18 protein-coding genes are annotated in these 16,088 nt (G+C 62.1%); 12 read left to right on the forward strand and 6 right to left on the reverse strand.

The window, feature by feature from the left end:
• Positions 1-27 precede the first annotated feature (27 nt).
• Genes ACI3KW_RS19465 through era form a run of 6 tightly spaced genes read left to right on the forward strand, consistent with a single transcriptional unit; the run spans position 28 to position 5,785 of the window.
• A complete protein-coding gene (locus ACI3KW_RS19465) occupies positions 28-2,304 on the forward strand; it encodes a bifunctional (p)ppGpp synthetase/guanosine-3',5'-bis(diphosphate) 3'-pyrophosphohydrolase (RefSeq protein ID WP_262168450.1) in 2,277 nt (758 codons plus the stop codon).
• Entirely contained in the window at positions 2,297-2,890 is a 594-nt protein-coding gene (gene pyrE / locus ACI3KW_RS19470) for an orotate phosphoribosyltransferase (RefSeq protein WP_404849471.1), read from the forward strand. The genes ACI3KW_RS19465 and pyrE overlap by 8 nt, the downstream gene beginning before the upstream one ends.
• On the forward strand, positions 2,887-3,306 hold the full coding sequence (gene acpS / locus ACI3KW_RS19475; RefSeq protein ID WP_113121632.1) for a holo-ACP synthase: 420 nt from the start codon (positions 2,887-2,889) through the stop codon (positions 3,304-3,306). The genes pyrE and acpS overlap by 4 nt, the downstream gene beginning before the upstream one ends.
• A gap of 30 nt (positions 3,307-3,336) precedes the next feature.
• Positions 3,337-4,161 (forward strand): signal peptidase I, encoded by an 825-nt coding sequence (lepB, locus tag ACI3KW_RS19480; RefSeq protein WP_404849472.1) that lies wholly within the window; start codon positions 3,337-3,339, stop codon positions 4,159-4,161.
• The gene (rnc, locus tag ACI3KW_RS19485) at positions 4,158-4,865 is read left to right on the forward strand and encodes a ribonuclease III (protein WP_404849473.1); all 708 of its coding nucleotides are present in this window, start codon (positions 4,158-4,160) and stop codon (positions 4,863-4,865) included. The genes lepB and rnc overlap by 4 nt, the downstream gene beginning before the upstream one ends.
• Positions 4,862-5,785 (forward strand): GTPase Era, encoded by a 924-nt coding sequence (era, locus tag ACI3KW_RS19490; protein ID WP_262168445.1) that lies wholly within the window; start codon positions 4,862-4,864, stop codon positions 5,783-5,785. Before rnc ends, era begins: the two co-directional genes overlap by 4 nt.
• Positions 5,786-5,967: 182 nt before the next feature.
• Here the strand turns inward: era and ACI3KW_RS19495 are convergent, their stop codons facing one another.
• Positions 5,968-6,306, reverse strand: coding sequence for an antibiotic biosynthesis monooxygenase family protein (locus tag ACI3KW_RS19495; RefSeq protein WP_404849474.1), 339 nt, complete (start codon positions 6,304-6,306; stop codon positions 5,968-5,970).
• A gap of 98 nt (positions 6,307-6,404) precedes the next feature.
• Here ACI3KW_RS19495 and ACI3KW_RS19500 point away from each other — a divergent pair, with 98 nt between their 5' ends.
• From ACI3KW_RS19500 to ACI3KW_RS19515, 4 genes are all read left to right on the forward strand, one after another.
• Positions 6,405-6,884 (forward strand): MarR family winged helix-turn-helix transcriptional regulator, encoded by a 480-nt coding sequence (locus ACI3KW_RS19500; RefSeq protein ID WP_404849475.1) that lies wholly within the window; start codon positions 6,405-6,407, stop codon positions 6,882-6,884.
• 1 nt (position 6,885) lies between these two features.
• Positions 6,886-7,599, forward strand: a complete 714-nt coding sequence (gene recO / locus ACI3KW_RS19505; protein ID WP_404849476.1) for a DNA repair protein RecO — start codon at positions 6,886-6,888, stop codon at positions 7,597-7,599.
• Between the two features lie 630 nt (positions 7,600-8,229).
• Positions 8,230-10,530 (forward strand): DNA topoisomerase IV subunit A, encoded by a 2,301-nt coding sequence (parC, locus tag ACI3KW_RS19510; protein ID WP_404849477.1) that lies wholly within the window; start codon positions 8,230-8,232, stop codon positions 10,528-10,530.
• A complete protein-coding gene (locus ACI3KW_RS19515; protein ID WP_404849478.1) occupies positions 10,527-10,865 on the forward strand; it encodes a Dabb family protein in 339 nt (112 codons plus the stop codon). The genes parC and ACI3KW_RS19515 overlap by 4 nt, the downstream gene beginning before the upstream one ends.
• Here ACI3KW_RS19515 and ACI3KW_RS19520 read toward each other — a convergent pair.
• The 4 genes from ACI3KW_RS19520 to hemB all read right to left on the reverse strand — a co-directional run bounded on the left by ACI3KW_RS19520 (position 10,846) and on the right by hemB (position 14,296).
• Positions 10,846-11,835, reverse strand: coding sequence for an endonuclease/exonuclease/phosphatase family protein (locus ACI3KW_RS19520; protein ID WP_404849479.1), 990 nt, complete (start codon positions 11,833-11,835; stop codon positions 10,846-10,848). The genes ACI3KW_RS19515 and ACI3KW_RS19520 overlap by 20 nt on opposite strands.
• Positions 11,836-11,910: 75 nt before the next feature.
• The gene (locus ACI3KW_RS19525; RefSeq protein WP_113121512.1) at positions 11,911-12,639 is read right to left on the reverse strand and encodes an arginyltransferase; all 729 of its coding nucleotides are present in this window, start codon (positions 12,637-12,639) and stop codon (positions 11,911-11,913) included.
• Positions 12,640-12,697: 58 nt separating this feature from the next.
• Positions 12,698-13,216 (reverse strand): RDD family protein, encoded by a 519-nt coding sequence (locus tag ACI3KW_RS19530; RefSeq protein ID WP_404849480.1) that lies wholly within the window; start codon positions 13,214-13,216, stop codon positions 12,698-12,700.
• A gap of 66 nt (positions 13,217-13,282) precedes the next feature.
• Positions 13,283-14,296 (reverse strand): porphobilinogen synthase, encoded by a 1,014-nt coding sequence (gene hemB / locus ACI3KW_RS19535; RefSeq protein ID WP_404849481.1) that lies wholly within the window; start codon positions 14,294-14,296, stop codon positions 13,283-13,285.
• Between the two features lie 94 nt (positions 14,297-14,390).
• Between hemB and ACI3KW_RS19540 the strand changes: the two genes are divergently transcribed.
• The gene (locus tag ACI3KW_RS19540) at positions 14,391-14,780 is read left to right on the forward strand and encodes a hypothetical protein (protein ID WP_262168431.1); all 390 of its coding nucleotides are present in this window, start codon (positions 14,391-14,393) and stop codon (positions 14,778-14,780) included.
• A 30-nt stretch (positions 14,781-14,810) separates the two neighbouring features.
• Positions 14,811-15,248, forward strand: a complete 438-nt coding sequence (locus ACI3KW_RS19545) for a VOC family protein (protein WP_404849482.1) — start codon at positions 14,811-14,813, stop codon at positions 15,246-15,248.
• Positions 15,249-15,264: 16 nt separating this feature from the next.
• Here the strand turns inward: ACI3KW_RS19545 and ACI3KW_RS19550 are convergent, their stop codons facing one another.
• Positions 15,265-15,993, reverse strand: coding sequence for a helix-turn-helix domain-containing protein (locus ACI3KW_RS19550; RefSeq protein ID WP_404849483.1), 729 nt, complete (start codon positions 15,991-15,993; stop codon positions 15,265-15,267).
• Positions 15,994-16,088 lie beyond the last annotated feature (95 nt).

Consider the following 16,088-nt stretch of genomic DNA (forward strand, 5'->3'; position numbering starts at 1 on the left):
TCCCAGGCGGGTGAGGCCCCTACAGTCATGATGCGTCAGTACGAGCTTGTCGAACGCGTTCAGGCCTATAACCCGAACGCCGACGAGAATTTGTTGAACAAGGCCTATGTGTACGCCATGCAGAAGCATGGCTCGCAAAAGCGCGCCTCGGGCGACCCGTACTTCAATCATCCCCTCGAAGTCGCCGCCATCCTGACCGAGCTCAAGCTCGATGATGCCTCCATCGCCGTGGGCCTGCTGCACGATACCATCGAGGATACCGACGCCACCCGCGCCGAGATCGATCAGCTGTTCGGCTCGGAAATCGGCGCAATTGTCGATGGCCTGACCAAGATTGACCGCCTCAATCTGGTCTCGCGCGAGGAAGCTCAGGCCGAAAATCTGCGCAAGCTGCTGCTCGCCATCAGCCAGGACGTGCGCGTCCTGCTCGTCAAGCTGGCCGATCGCCTGCACAATATGCGCACCCTGCAATACATGCCGCCCGAAAAGCGCACCCGTATTGCCCAGGAAACCATGGATATCTATGCCCCGCTCGCCGGCCGCATGGGTATGCAGGACATGCGCAACGAGCTGGAAGATATCTCCTTCAAGATTCTCCAGCCCGACCACTACACCGCCATTACCGAGCGTCTCAACGAGATGCAGGCCGAATATCGCGAGACGATTTCGACCATTTCGACCGAGCTGAGCGAACGCCTCGCCGCCGAGGGCATCACCGCCCGCGTCAAGGCGCGGGTCAAATCGCCTTACTCGATCTTCTCCAAGATCGAGCGCAAGTCGATTGCGCTGGAACAACTCTCCGACATGATCGGCTTCCGCGTCATCGTGAACTCCATCGAGGAGTGCTACCACACGGTGGGCGTGGTCCACACCAAGTGGAAAGTCGTGCCCGGCCGCTTCAAGGACTATATCTCGGTCCCCAAGCACAACGACTATCAGTCCATCCACACCACCATTGTTGGCCCCGGTCGCCAGCGTGCGGAGCTGCAGATCCGCACCGAGGAAATGGACCGCATCGCCGAATTCGGCATCGCGGCCCACGCCCTCTATAAGGATGGCGCCTCCGCCGATATGGGCCGCATCGAGATCGAGTCGCAGGCCTATGGCTCGCTCCGCCAGACCATCGGCCACCTGACCCAGGGCCTCTCGACCGAAGATTTCGTCGAATATACCAAGCTCGAACTGTTCCAGGACCAGGTCTTCTGCTTCACCCCGCGCGGGCGCCTCATCGCCCTGCCGCGTGGCGCAACGCCTATCGATTTCGCCTATGCCCTGCATACGGACATCGGCGATACCTGCGTCGGCGCCAAGATCAACGGCGCCATCCTGCCGTTGGTCACCCAGCTGCGCAGCGGCGACGAAGTCGAGATCATCCGCGACCAGAACCACATGCCGCCATCCAATTGGATCGGCATCGCCGCAACCGGCAAGGCTCGTGCCGCCATTCGCCGCGCCGTGCGTCACGCCGCCGCCCAGCGCGCCTTTGCTCTGGGCGAGCACGTCCTCAAGATGATGCTCGAGCGCGAAGGCGTCATGCTCGACGATAGCGAAGCCAAGGCGCTGGCCGAGGCTTTGGGCTCCCCGTCCAAGCGCGATCTGCTGATCGCCGTCGGCGAAGGCAAGGTCGGCTCCGAACCGCTGGCTGCTGAGCTGGCCCGCATCAAGGGCCTGCGCAAACGCCGCCGCAAGCTCGATCTGCCCGTGGCCGACACCGCCGATGGCTGGTTTGCCCTGCGCGCCACCGATCTGTTCCGCTTCCGTGTGCCGGGCGGTCAGCGCTCGGGCACCCGCGCCAAGGCGGCGCTAGCCCAGCTCGACTTCCATATGCCCGTCACCATTTCGGGGGAGGGGGTCGTACCCGGCGATCGCCTTGTCGGGATTCTGCAGCCCGACGCGCCTATGCTGGTCTATCCCATCCATTCCGATGCGCTGATCGATCTGCATGATAGCGACGTCGCCTGGGTCGATGTGCGCTGGAATCTATCTGGCAAGGAAGATCTCTATCCCACCGTCATTTCGATGGAATCGGTCAATCGTCCCGGCTCGCTCGCGCAGATTTCCTCGGCTATCGCCGCCTGCGACGCCAATATCAACAATCTGGTGATGCGGATGATTTCGCCCGATTTTCACCAGATGATCTTCGAAATCGAAGTGCGCGACCTTGCGCAACTGACCGATGTTCTGGCAACGCTCAAGCGCAGTCCGGGCCTTTCTTCCGTCCAGCGCGCGGGCATGCGGGAAGCATCAATGATTTCGACGCTGGAATGGGACGGCAATATCGATCGGAGAAATGACGATGACTAAGGATGAAGTGCTGGCGATCTTCCGCGAATGTGGCGCCATGCTTGAAGGCCATTTCATCCTGTCTTCGGGGCTCCGCTCTCCCGTTTTCCTGCAAAAGGCGCGGGTGTTCCAATATCCGCACCAGACCGAAAAGCTCTGCAAGGCACTCGCCGCCAAGATCCATGCCGAAGGCTTCGGGAATGCGACCAAGATCGTCTCGCCCGCCATTGGCGGCATCATTCCCGGCTACGAAACCGCGCGCCATATGAACCTGCCCGCGCTCTATACCGAACGCGTCGAAGGCAAGTTCGAGCTGCGCCGCGGCTTTGAAATCGCCGCCGATGACAAGGTGATCGTGGTCGAAGACATCGTCTCCACCGGCCTCTCCATCCGCGAATGCGTCGAGGCCCTGCGCGGCATCGGCGCCAATGTCATCGCCGCCGCCTGCCTCATCGATCGCTCCGGCGGCGAGGCCGATGTCGGCGTGCCGCTGGTCAAGCTCATCGACTTCAAAGTCCCCGCTTACCCCGCCGACCAACTCCCCCCCGAACTCGCCGCGCTCCCCCCCGTAAAACCCGGCAGCCGCGGCATTCAGGGGGTGAAATGATCATCGGGCTGGGCTCCGACCTCTGCCAGATCGGCCGCGTCGAGCATACGCTCGAGCGGTTCGGCGAGCGCTTCACTCATCGCTGCTTCACCGAGATCGAGCGCCGCAAATCGGACCGCCGCGCCATGCGCGCTGCCTCATACGCCAAGCGTTTCGCTGCCAAGGAAGCCTGCTCTAAGGCGCTCGGCACCGGCCTCAATTTCGGCGTTTATTGGCGCGACATGGGCGTGGTGAACCTGCCATCGGGCAAACCGACCATGCATCTGACCAATGGGGCTGCCAAGGCACTGGCCCGGCTTGTCCCGCCCGGTCACGTTCCCCACATTCACCTGACCATCACCGATGACGCCGGGCTTGCTCAAGCCTTCGTCATCATCGAGGCGCTGCCAATTGACCACGCGGTCACAAACGCCTAACGCTTCGGCATCACTCCCCCGGGGATATTCATGAGCCAGCCCGCCGACAAAACCGCCAAGAAGTCCGCCGCCAGCGAGTGGTGGGAAACCATCGTGGTCGTCGTCGAGGCGCTGCTGATCGCCATCGTGCTGCGCTCCTTCCTCTACCAGCCGTTCTCCATCCCCACGGCTTCCATGCAGCAGACGCTGATGATCGGCGATTACTTCGTCGCCAACAAATTCGTCTGGGGTTACGGCAAGCATTCCTTCTCGCTGGGCCGCTATGGCGATTTCAGCCTGCTCGATTTCGAGTTGCCCATCTCCAACCGCATTTTCGGCCGTGAGCCCAATCGCGGCGATGTCGCCGTGTTCCGTCCGGTTCCGCAGAATATCGAATATATCAAGCGCGTCGTCGGCCTGCCGGGCGATCGCATCCAGATGCGCGAAGGCCGCCTCTACATCAACGGCACCATGATCGAGCGCGAAAAGCTCGGCACCGCCCAGGATACCGACAGCGAAGGCGATACCCGCGAAGTCACCGTCTATCGCGAGACTTTCCCTGAGGGCACGACCCACATCATCCAGGAAATCTCCGACAACGCCTCGCTCGACAATACCCAGGAATATGTCGTTCCCGCCGGGCATTACTTCATGATGGGCGACAATCGCGACCGCTCCGCCGATAGCCGTGTGCTGAGCCAGGTCGGCTATGTCCCCGCCGTCAATCTGATCGCCAAGGCCGAAGCCCGCTTCTTCTCCATCAAGGACAATTTGCCCCCCTGGCAGATCTGGCAATGGCCGGCCAATGTGCGCTGGGACCGGATGTTCCAGTCCGTCTCCAGCGACCAGCCCTACGACACCACGGCCACCCCGTGAGTCGAGCTGCGCGTAATCACGACAAGCTCCAGTTCCGGCTAGGCTACCGCTTTGCCGATCCGGACTTGCTCAATCGCGCACTCACCCATTCCAGCGCCGTCTCGCCCGCCAAACGTATCGAGCGCTCCTATCAGCGCCTCGAATTCCTAGGAGACCGCGTCCTCGGCCTCGTCGTCGCCGATATGCTCTATCGCCGCTACCCCAAGGCCAATGAGGGCGAACTGAGCCGCACGCTCAACACCCTGGTGCGCAAGGAAACCTGCGCCATCATCGCCCGCCAGCTCGATCTGGGCAGCGAAATGAACCTGGGCGATAGCGAAGCGCGCACCGGCGGCGCCGAAAAGGACGCCATCCTGGGCGACGTTACCGAAGCCGTCATCGGCGCCATCTATTGCGATGGCGGGCTGGACAAGGCCTATGAATTTGTCGAGCGCATGTTCGAGGAATTCCTGGCCGATGGTTCCGCCAACAAGGCCGACGCCAAGACCACGCTACAGGAATGGGCCCAGGCCCGTGGCCTCGAGCCCCCCACCTATACCCAGACCGAACGCACCGGTCCCGACCACGCCCCCCAATTCACCATCTCCGTCTCTCTGGGTGATTTCGAAACGCTGAGCGCCACCGGCCCTTCAAAGAAGATAGCCGAACACAAGGCCGCCGAGCTGTTCCTCATCCACCAGAAAGTCTGGAAGGAGCCCGCATGACCACACTCCCCGAACTCACCGACACGTCCTGCGGCTTCATTGCCCTGGTCGGCGCCCCCAATGCCGGCAAGTCGACGCTGCTCAATGCTCTCGTCGGCACCAAGGTGTCCATCGTTACCCATAAGGCTCAGACCACGCGGTCCCAGGTCCGCGGCGTCGTCACGCTCGACAAAGCCCAGCTCGTCTTCATCGACACGCCCGGCATTTTCGCGCCCAAGCGCCGGCTCGATCGCGCCATGGTCGATAGCGCCTGGGGCGGGGCAGGGGATGCCGATCTCGTCGCCTTTTTGATTGATGCCGAAAGGGGGATAACCCCCGATCTTGAATCACTGCTGGAGGGGCTGGCCAATATCAACCACCCCAAAATCCTGATCCTGAACAAGATCGATACCATCAAGAACGAGGCCCTGTTGGCCCTGTCGCAGACCCTCAACGAGAAGCTGCATTTCGAGGCTACCTTCATGATCTCGGCCCTTAAGGGCTATGGCGTGCAGGACTTCATGGATTGGTGCATCAAGCACATCCCGCCTGGTCCCTGGCACTTCCCCGAGGATCACCTGACCGATCTCACCATGGCCATCACCGCCGCCGAGATCACGCGCGAAAAGCTGTTCCTGCGCGTCCATGACGAGATTCCCTACAACTGCACGGTCGAAACCGAGAGTTTCAAGATCCAGAAGGACGGCTCCTACAAGATCGACCAGGTCGTCTACGTCACCCGCGACAGCCACAAAAAGATCGTGCTCGGCGCCGGCGGCCAGACCATCAAGACCATCGGCCAGGAAGCCCGCAAGGAACTGATGGAAATGTATGAGGTGCCAATCCACCTCTTCCTCTTCGTCAAAGTCCGCGAAAAATGGGGCGACGACCCCGAACGCTACCGCGAAATGGGCCTCGAATACCCCCACGGCAAGGGCTAGTCGCCGAGCCATCAGTCGTCACCCCTCGCCCCTTGTGGGAGAGGGACAGCTCATTCCGCGTTCAGCGGAATGAGCAGGGTGAGGGGTCCTGCGCCCTCCTATGCTTCAATGCATCGAGGGAACTCCTGCGGCGGAAGTAGACCTCATGGTGAGCTTGTCGAACCACGAGGTCGTGGCGCGATCTAACCAATCACCCCATAATTGGCCATATCCGCCTCAATCCCCAACCGCCCCAGAAACGCCCGCGGATCAAACCCGCTGGCGCGCCGCACCTCGCCCATCGCCGTCTTGGCCTTCTCGAACGCTGCCACGCTGTCCCATTCCACCACGGTCAGGAAGTTGAAGCGATCCGACCCCGATTGCACTTCCAGCACCAGATTTTGCCGGCACCCGGCCTGCGTATCGAGAAACACCTTGGTTTCCTCGATCTGTGCCAGGAATTCTTCCCGCGCCGCCACCGGCACTGCGAACTTGTCGATGCGATAAACCGAACCATGCTGTAATTGTGTATGTGCGTTCATAGCCGCCTCCATGCAGGGGCGGTATGCCCGCCCGAATTGATTCAGCAACACCCTGCTGAATTGACAATACATTGTCATATTGGTTATATGTTGTCAACATGAAGTCTGACGATCAAGCGGCATCCATGGCCCTGAGCGCGCTGTTCCTCGATATCTTCCGCGCCAATGGCCGGCTGATCGCAGCCGGGGATCAACTCATCGCGCCGCTCGGTCTCACCAGCGCCCGCTGGCAGGTACTCGGCGCCGTCGCCATGGCCACGACGCCCCAGCCGGTGGCCCATCTTGCCCGCGACATGGGCCTCGCCCGCCAGGGCGTGCAGCGCATCGTCAACGAGCTGGCCGATGAGGATTTCGTCGCCTTCGAAGACAATCCCCATCACCGCCGCGCCAAGCTGGTCCGCCTGACCCCGCGCGGGCAGCAGGTCATGTCAGCCGCCCACAAACTGCAACGCCCCTGGGTCGATATCCTCGCCGCCGGCCTCGACGCGAGCAAAATCGCCATCGCCGCCGAAGTGCTCGAAACCCTGCGCAACCGGCTCGAAGACGGCACCAATCCAGAAGGGGCGGATCAGGACTAAGATGGAATGGACCGGCGAAGCCCTGCTGATCGGTGTGCGCCGCCACGGCGAGAGCAGCGTTATTGCCGAAGCCATGGTGGCCGGTCGCGGCCGTCACATGGGTCTGGTGCGCGGCGGCCGCAGCCGGCGCCTCTCCGCCGTTCTCCAACCCGGCAACACCATCCAGCTCACCTGGCGCGCCCGCCTCGAAGACCAGCTCGGCCAGTTCACCGTCGAACTCCTCCAGGCCCGCGCTGCCCAGCTTATCGACGACCGCACCCGCCTCTACACCAGCCAACTGATCTGCGATCATTTGCGCCTCTTGCCCGAACGCGACCCACATGATCGCTTGCTCGGCATGGCGCTGGGCCTGCTCGATCATGCCCCCGACGGCGCCGCACTCGCCCGCTTCGAACTCGCCATTCTCGATGATCTCGGCTACGGCCTCGATCTCACCACCTGCGCCGTCACCGGCACATCGGGCGATCTCACCCACGTCTCGCCAAAATCCGGCCGCGCCGTCTCCCGCGCCGCCGCCCAGCCCTATCTCGATCGCCTGCTGCCGCTCCCGTCCTTCCTCGCCGGCCGCGGCAACGCCGCCCCTTCCGACATCGCCGCCGCCTTCCGCCTCACCGGTCATTTCCTGCAAGACCACGTCTGGGGCCCGCGCGAACTGACCCCTTCGCCCACCCGTGACATCCTCATCGGCATGCTGTCGCGCGACCACGACAACTAAGCCAAAGTGGTAGCACTGTCCCGCCGCAACCTGCCACCAGTCCCACCCACAATGTCATTCCCGCGAAAGCGGGAACCTCTGTTTTCTGACCTCTCACACGACGAAACAGGGGTTCCCGCTTTCGCGGGAATGACACGGTGGTTTGAACGGGTGAAATGTTCAGATCCCCCCAATCGCCGTGCAAAACCCCACAAATCTACGACTTTTGCCACGCACCGGCCCCCACTTATCCATCTTATCCCCACAGCGAATTTCACGCCCATACTCCCCCCATCATCTGGAACACGGACGGCGCTGCAGCGACCGGCGTCCGGATGCCAGCCGGGGGAGTGGGGGTCGCGCCTCGCTCCGGGATGAGCGGACGGATCAGCGGGCAGGAGGACTACGGTCACCTGTTGGGGTCGCGATGCCGCCTTCCGATCAAGGCCCGGCGCCCCGAGGCGGTTTTTGTCTCACTTTTTACTACTACGAGGCGAAAGCCGTCTCGGGGTCCGTCCGTCTATTCGGCAACCGCTGCACAGGCGGCGCACCCGCTTGCCCATAACCCGTGCAAAACCGCCTGTCTGCGCCCGTTCCCGGCCATCATCGGCTATACTCATTTCCTGATTCGTTCCCCTGGAAGCTGTGCCGATGTCCGACGCTGATACCCTCCCTCCCGCCGACGATCAGCGCATCGTCGATCTGCGGCAGGCGCTCGAAGAGCGGTATCTGTCCTATGCGCTCTCCACCATTACCCAGCGCGCTCTGCCTGATGCCCGCGACGGCCTCAAACCCGTCCATCGCCGCATCATCCATGCCATGCGCCTGCTCAAGCTCGATCCCAATCAGGGCTACAAGAAATCCGCCCGTATCGTCGGTGACGTGATCGGTAAGTTCCACCCGCATGGCGATCAGTCGATCTATGACGCCCTGGTGCGCCTGGCGCAGGATTTCGCCATGCGCTACCCGCTGGTCGATGGCCAGGGCAATTTCGGCAATATCGACGGCGATAGCGCCGCCGCCATGCGATACACCGAATCCCGCATGACCGACGTGGCCACGCGCCTGCTCGAAGGCATCGGCGAAAATGCCATCGATTTCAAACCCACCTATGACGGGGAAGACGAAGAGCCGGTCGTCCTGCCGTCCAACTTCCCAAATCTTTTGGCCAATGGCTCCATGGGCATTGCCGTGGGCATGGCGACCTCCGTGCCGCCGCACAATGTGCTAGAGCTGTGCAACGCCGCCCTCAAGATCATCTATAATCCCGCCGCGACCACCGACGAATTGATCCACCAGGATCTGAGCGCTCCCCCCTCCAGCGACGATCTCGTGCGCGGCCCCGATTTCCCCACCGGGGGCCATCTCGTCGAAAGCCGCGCGGCCATCGTCAATGCCTACGAGACCGGCCGCGGCTCCTTCCGCGTGCGCGCCGTCTGGGAAAAAGAGGAAAAGGGCAGGGGCGTCTATCAGATCGTCGTCACCCAGATTCCGTATGGCGTGCAGAAATCCCGGCTGGTCGAAAAGATCGCCGAATTGCTGCTCGCCAAGCGCCTGCCTTTGCTCAAGGACGTGCGCGACGAAAGCGCCGATGATATCCGTCTCGTCCTCGAACCGCGCGCCGGCACGGTCGATCCCGTCATCCTGATGGAGCAACTGTTCAAGCTCTCCGATCTCGAACTACGCTTCCCGCTCAATCTGAACGTGCTCGACAGGGGCACGCTGCCGCGCGTCATGAGCCTGGCCGATGCGCTCAAGGCGTGGCTCGATCACCGCAAGATCGTGCTGGTCCGCCGCAGCCAGCACCGGCTGGAACAGATCGCCAGCCGTCTCGAAGTGCTCGAAGGCTACATCATTGCCTACCTCAATCTCGATGAGGTCATCCGCATCATCCGCGAGGAAGACGACGCCAAGGCGTCCCTGATCGCCACCTTCTCGCTTACCGACAATCAGGCCGAAGCCATCCTCAATATGCGCCTGCGGTCTTTGCGCAAGCTCGAGGAAATGGAGCTGCGCGAGGAGCACACCAAACTCACCGAGGAAAAGGGGCGGCTCGAAACCCTGCTCGGCTCCGACAAGCGCCAATGGGGCGAAATCGCCAAGCAGGTCGAAGCCCTCAAAAAGGCCTATCCGCTATACGAGGCCGATGGCACCACGCTCCACCACCTCGGCGCCCGCCGCTCGCTGTTCAGTCTGGCACCCGATGCCGACCACGCCGAAATCACCACCGCCTTTATCGAGCGCGAACCCATCACCGTCATCCTGTCGGAAAAAGGCTGGATTCGTGCCCTCAAGGGTCACACGGACGAGATCGACGAAAAGGGTTTCAAGACCGGCGACCGGCTCAAGCTGGCGATCAAGGCTGAAACCACCGATAAGCTGCTCATGCTCACCACCGGCGGCAAGGTCTATACGCTGGGCGGCGACAAGCTCCCCGGCGGCCGTGGCCAGGGCGAGCCCGTGCGCATTATGGTCGATATGGAAGAGGGGCAGGACATTGTCAGCCTTTTCGTCTATCGCCCCGGCCAAAAGCGCATCATCGCGTCATCTGCCGGTTACGGGTTCATCGTGGCCGAAGACGACATGATCGCCAATACCCGCAAGGGCAAGCAGATCCTCAATGTCACCACGCCCGACGAGGCCCGCTTGCTCGTGCCCATGCTGGGTGACCGCGTCGCCGTCATCGGACAAAACCGTAAGCTCTTGGTCTTCCCCGCTTCGCAATTGGCCGAAATGGGCCGCGGCAAGGGTGTGCGCCTGCAACGCTACAAGGATGGCGGCATTTCCGACCTCAAGGCCTTCTACGCCGCCGATGGCCTCACCTGGACCGACAGCTCGGGCCGCACCTTCACCAAGCCCACCGAAGAGCTCACCGACTGGCTCGGCGATCGCGCCTCCGCCGGCCGCCAGCCCCCCAACGGTTTCCCCCGCAACAACAGGTTTGTCGGATGATCCGCCACTGCGTTTTCGTCAAATTCCGCTCGGGCGTCTCGGGCGATGAGCGCGCCGAAATCTATGCCGGTCTTGCCGCGCTGGTCGGGCAGATCGATGGATTGATCTCCGCCGATTTCGGTCCCAATATTTCCCCCGAAGGCCTCGCCCAAGGCTTCAAGGATGGCTTCATCATGGACCTTGTCGATGAGGCCGCCCGCGATCGCTATCTCGTCGATCCCGCCCACCAGGCTGCCGGCGCCCGCCTTGTCGCTGCGCTCGAAGGCGGTCGCGACGGGCTTATTGTCTTCGACCTGCAGGTCGAAGACCCCAACATCACTCCACCGAAAAACTGAACACCACCGGCAAATGGTCGCTCGCTGTCGGCCGCCCGGCATGCAGCTCGTGCACCACGATCCCGCCCCGCGTCATCACATGATCCAGCGGCAGGAACGGTATCGTGTCCCGCCACGCCCCCAGGTAAAACCAGCGCTTTGGATAGGTCAGCAGGTTCACCGTCTGCCGCACCAGCCCGTTCCGGCTGACAAAGTCGCGCAGCGCATAGGACCACGGCGTCGAGTTGAAATCCCCCGCCAGGATCATCGGTCCATCGATCCCGCCCAACACACCCGACAGCGCATTGAGCTGGTCCTGCTGCCGCTGCACCGGCAGCGGCCAGTCCATATGCGTGGTGATCACCGAAAAGGCCTTGCCACCCGATGTATGGAATTTCGCCAGGATATGCGCGGTTCGCTCGGTCACATAGGCATTGTCCGGGCAGGCCCCGTCTTCCACCTGCTCGAACGGAATACGCGAATAGAGCCCCAGATTGGCCCGCTTCCCGCCCCGGCAGCGCACATAATAGGGATAACGCTCGATCAGCAGCGGATGCAGGTCCCGCGCCTGCTCGCCAAAATATTCCTGCAGCACGATAATGTCCGGGTCCTCGGCGAAAATCGCCGCAGTCACCTTGTCCATCGCGTAATTCATGCCGAACAGATTATGCGTCATCATCCGCACCACGCCCGCTGCCGGCGCAGTTGGCCGTGCCTGGGTCGAGGCGACAAATTCGGGCACCATGACATTGGCCGAAGCCGCCACGCCCAGAAACGCATAGATCATCGCCGCCTTGCGCCAGTTTCCGCGCAGCAACACGGTCACGAGGAACAGCCCGATCAGCGTTGCCGGCAATAACAGGATTTGCGCATGGTTGAGCAGATCGAGCACCGGCACGGCAAAGCCGAAAACCGCCAATATCGACCATGTGGCGGCACCCAGGGCGCCTAGCATCAAGCCCAGCCGGACCAGCAAAAACAGCAATGACATGAACGATCCGGTAGCAAGCAAAGGCAATCCCGCCGTCTCGCCGAGCCTTATGGCCCAAACAAGGCGCCGGTCAAACTACTCGAGCGGGCACCAGCCCAGTGTGCCGCGTTGCACTTCGAGCGGCCGATACTGCGCCTTATAGGCCATTTTGGGAGAATCCTTCACCCAATAGCCCAGATAGACATAGCTCAGCCCCGCCGAACGGACCTGCGCGATATGGTCGAGAATGAGAAATGTCCCAAGGCTGCGATGCGCCAGATCGGGATCGTAGAAACTATAGACCATGGATAGCCCATCGGGCATCACGTCGGTCAGCGCCACTGCGATCAGTGGCTGGTCCGGATGGTCGCGCAGCCGATATTCGACCAGCACGGACTGCACCGGCGTATCCTCGACCATATATTCATAGTCGACGAAACTCATCTGGTTCATGCCGCCGCCGGCATGGCGTGACTCAAGATAGCGTTTGAACAGATCGTATTGTTCACTGGTCGCCGTAGTCGGTCGCACATCTATGGCAATGTCGTTATTATTGCGCAGCACCCGGCGGAAGCGCGACGACGCTTCAAATTCCCCTGCCACGATCCGCACCGATTGGCAGGCATTGCAGCCTTCGCATGCCGGCCGATAAATCAGGTTCTGGCTGCGGCGGAAGCCGTTTTCGCTCAGTAGGTGATGCAGCGCCGAAGCCCGTCGCCCGGTCAGGTGCGTGAACAGCTTGCGCTCCTGCTTGCCCGGCAAATACGGGCACGGCATCGCGGCTGTCAAAAACAACTGGGTGGTTTCAGGCGTGTGGTCGGTCATCCATGACCCTTGAGTGCAATCAGCAGAGTGTAAACCTCTGCTCTACCCCAAGCAACGCTCAATACGCCTGTTGGCTCCGCCCATTGTAAGCGCGCCAATGCCGGGTCATCGGCGAGCGGCGGACCATCAGTGTGCCCACGATCAAATCATGAATCATCTGCCGGCGCGGGGTGAACAGTGCGAACAGCAGCGAAACGGGCCAGGAAATCCAGAACGTGACCCAGAACAGGCCCGCATGGATAATCGCCATCCAACCATCAAGCGGCTGCCCACGGGTCGGAGTTAGCACCAGGTCCATCATCCGCATGCCCAGCGTCGCCCGGCTATTCGAGCCCAGCGTCACGCCATAGTAAAACAGCACCGTTGCCGGCACGAGAAAAACCAGCGCCAGCCAGGCCAGCCCGAAGGTCAGAAACCCGGCTACCAGCCCGACGAGGCCAAACATCAGCATCAACATGCCCATGATCGCCAGATCGATGACGAATGCCAGGGCACGGCGCGTCAGCACACCGTCAAACAGCTCGGGCGCAGTTTCCGGGTCGGGCAACAGGGGGCGGGCAGTCTGGGTCTGGTTCATGACCGAAACATTGTTATGACCTTGCCCCTCTGCAAGAGGCCAAGCCACTAAAATGTGCCTGGGGGGTCAGCGCCCCAATTCTCGCGCCACTTCCAGCGCGAAATACGTCAACACCCCATTCGCCCCAGCCCGCTTGAACGCATGCAGGCTCTCATGAATGGCCCGCGTCCGGTCCAGTGCACCCGCTGCCGCCGCGAACTCGATCATCGCGTATTCCCCGCTCACCTGGTACGCGTAGATCGGCACATTGAAATTGTCCTTGGCCCGCCGCACGATATCCAGATAGGGCAGGCCAGGCTTGACCATGATGCTGTCGGCGCCTTCCTCGATATCCGCAGCGATTTCCCGCAGCGCCTCGTCGGAATTGGCGAAATCCATCTGGTAGGTCCGCTTGTCGCCCCGCAACCGGCTGCCGGAGCCCACCGCTTCGCGGAATGGCCCGTAAAAGCACGAGGCATATTTGGCCGCATACGACATGATCTGGACCTGGTCGAACCCTTCGCCATCCAGCACTTCGCGGATCGCCCCCACGCGCCCATCCATCATGTCCGATGGCGCAATGATGTCCGCTCCCGCCTTGGCCTGCACGATGGCGGAGCGCGCCATCACGGTGATGGTCTCGTCGTTGAGGATTTCTCCGTCGCGCACCAAGCCGTCCTGGCCGTCGCTCGAGTACTCATCCAACGCCACATCGGTGATCAGCCCGATATCGGGCACCGCACTCTTGATGGCGCTCAGCGCCCGGCACATCAGATTGTCGGGGTTATAGGCTTCCGCCGCATTCTCGCTGCGCAAATGGTCCGGCGTATTGGGAAACAGCGCCAGCGCCGGAATCCCCGCGTCACGTGCCGCCCGCGCCGCCTCAACGCACAGGTCGACACTCAGCCGCTCCACGCCCGGCATGGACTTGATCTGTGTCTTCTCATTCTGCCCTTCGATGACAAACAATGGCCAGATCAGATCGGCCGGCGTCAACACGGTCTCGCGCACCATGGATCGGCTCCAATCGGTCCGGCGGCTGCGTCGCAACCGGCGGCCGCCCAGGAAGTCCATGTCGTGCTTGTTCCAGTGCTCGGCCATCGTCTGCTCCTTGGTTGGGCTTCATGTATCAAAGGCAGGGGGCCGCTCCAAGGTCCGGCTTGTCGCATCTGGCTTCAAGGGGTAGAAACCCGCCATGGATTTCAACGCCCCCGCCATCGGCATCTACATCCGCATCGTCGCCATTATCAGCCTGCTGCTCGGGCTCAATGATGCGGCGCGCCTGCTCGGCGTCAATACTGGCGCTACCAGCCCCCTGACCACCTTAGGCACGGCGGGCTTCATCTATCTGGCCATTTTCTGCCTGGCGCGCCTCTTCGCAGCGGTCGGGCTGTGGATCAGGGCCAGCTGGGGCGCCGTCCTGCTCGTTGGCGCTACCGGGGTCGAACTCGCCCTCTATCTGGCCGGCAATTCCGATGTGCAGATGACCGCCTTCGGCTTTGCCATCCGGCTGGTCTTGGTCGCCTCCATCCTCATCATCTTCTTCCTGCGGCTGCGCATGCGCCGCGCTCGCGCCACGGACTAGCCCTCGATCAACCGCTTGGAGATTGGACACATGGCACTCAAACGGATGGACAATGTAGGCATCGTTGTCGAAGACCTAGAAACAACCGTTGAGTTCTTCCGCGAACTCGGCCTGGAGCTTGAAGGGCGCGGCACGATCGAAGGCGAATGGGCCGGACGTGTCACCGGATTGGGCGACCAGCAGGTCGAAGTGGCCATGATGCGCACGCCAGATGGCCATAGCCGGCTAGAGCTGTCCCGCTTCATCAGGCCCGCTGTCATCGCCGATCACCGCACCGCCCCGGTCAATGCCCTTGGCTATCTCCGCGCCATGTTCACTGTGACCGACATCGACGAGACGGTGGAAAGACTTCGCAATCGCGGCGCGCAGCTCGTCGGCGACGTCGTCCAGTATGAGAACGTGTATCGCCTCTGCTACATCCGCGGGCCCGAAGGGCTCCTCATCGGCCTCGCCGAGGAACTCACCTGAGTGCAGGGGCTAAGCCTCAGGCTGGGTGGAATTGCTCGATGGTGATTTCCTCAGCCAGCGCGTCCTGCGGCGCGCCAAAGGTGGTGACGGTCGTAAACCACCGTGCCGTGATCCCACCGGCGTTGATCACCACCGGCAGCAACACCGTCCCCATCCCGCCATGCACTTGCACCAGCCCATCCACGCCCGGCTGCTGCCGCGCCCGCCGCAACACCTTGGCCATGCCCGAATGCGGCCCGCGCAAGCGCACGCCCTCTCGCATCCGGTGCAGCAGGTAACCCGCCACTTCCTGCCAATTGACGATGCTCTCGCGCAGCGGCCCGGGGGTAAACACCAGATCGACCAGATTGACCCGGCCCAAAGTGTCCCGCTCGCCACCCGTCAGCGCTAGCCCCGCCGCATTGGCATCCAGAATCGTAAAGGCGGCATCCAGCACCAGCGCCGGATTGGGCGCATGCGCCGCAAGGATCATCCCCGCCGCCTGCCGCACTTCGGCCATCTGCTCGCCCTGCCAGTCGCTCTCGCCATATTGCGGAGCAAAGCCGGCGGCAACCAATAGTGCATTGCGTTCCCGCAGCGGCATGGCCAGCGCCTCCGCCAGCCGCAACACCATCTCGGCGCTAGGCTTGGCGCGTTCCGATTCCAGAAACGAGATGTGCCGCGATGATACTTCAGCGTTCAGCGCCAGCTCCATCTGGCTCATGCCGCGCAAGCCTCGCCAATCCCGCAACATCTGCCCGATCATGCCGCGCTCTCCTGTCCTCTTCCTTATGGCCCAGGATAGCGCCGCAATTCCATTACCTGTGAGGTAATTGAGAGCATTACGTCCATTCGCCAGTC

The sequence above is a fragment of the Devosia sp. ZW T5_3 genome, from assembly GCF_044987315.1.
Taxonomy (GTDB): domain Bacteria; phylum Pseudomonadota; class Alphaproteobacteria; order Rhizobiales; family Devosiaceae; genus Devosia.

Coding starts and splice junctions, on each gene's coding strand:
- ACI3KW_RS19465 (WP_262168450.1), top strand. CDS start 28: ATGATGCGTCAGTACGAGCTTGTCGAACGCGTTCAGGCCTATAACCCG.
- pyrE (WP_404849471.1), top strand. CDS start 2,297: ATGACTAAGGATGAAGTGCTGGCGATCTTCCGCGAATGTGGCGCCATG.
- acpS (WP_113121632.1), top strand. CDS start 2,887: ATGATCATCGGGCTGGGCTCCGACCTCTGCCAGATCGGCCGCGTCGAG.
- lepB (WP_404849472.1), top strand. CDS start 3,337: ATGAGCCAGCCCGCCGACAAAACCGCCAAGAAGTCCGCCGCCAGCGAG.
- era (WP_262168445.1), top strand. CDS start 4,862: ATGACCACACTCCCCGAACTCACCGACACGTCCTGCGGCTTCATTGCC.
- ACI3KW_RS19495 (WP_404849474.1), bottom strand. CDS start 6,306: ATGAACGCACATACACAATTACAGCATGGTTCGGTTTATCGCATCGAC.
- ACI3KW_RS19500 (WP_404849475.1), top strand. CDS start 6,405: ATGAAGTCTGACGATCAAGCGGCATCCATGGCCCTGAGCGCGCTGTTC.
- recO (WP_404849476.1), top strand. CDS start 6,886: ATGGAATGGACCGGCGAAGCCCTGCTGATCGGTGTGCGCCGCCACGGC.
- parC (WP_404849477.1), top strand. CDS start 8,230: ATGTCCGACGCTGATACCCTCCCTCCCGCCGACGATCAGCGCATCGTC.
- ACI3KW_RS19515 (WP_404849478.1), top strand. CDS start 10,527: ATGATCCGCCACTGCGTTTTCGTCAAATTCCGCTCGGGCGTCTCGGGC.
- ACI3KW_RS19520 (WP_404849479.1), bottom strand. CDS start 11,835: ATGTCATTGCTGTTTTTGCTGGTCCGGCTGGGCTTGATGCTAGGCGCC.
- ACI3KW_RS19525 (WP_113121512.1), bottom strand. CDS start 12,639: ATGACCGACCACACGCCTGAAACCACCCAGTTGTTTTTGACAGCCGCG.
- ACI3KW_RS19530 (WP_404849480.1), bottom strand. CDS start 13,216: ATGAACCAGACCCAGACTGCCCGCCCCCTGTTGCCCGACCCGGAAACT.
- hemB (WP_404849481.1), bottom strand. CDS start 14,296: ATGGCCGAGCACTGGAACAAGCACGACATGGACTTCCTGGGCGGCCGC.
- ACI3KW_RS19540 (WP_262168431.1), top strand. CDS start 14,391: ATGGATTTCAACGCCCCCGCCATCGGCATCTACATCCGCATCGTCGCC.
- ACI3KW_RS19545 (WP_404849482.1), top strand. CDS start 14,811: ATGGCACTCAAACGGATGGACAATGTAGGCATCGTTGTCGAAGACCTA.
- ACI3KW_RS19550 (WP_404849483.1), bottom strand. CDS start 15,993: ATGATCGGGCAGATGTTGCGGGATTGGCGAGGCTTGCGCGGCATGAGC.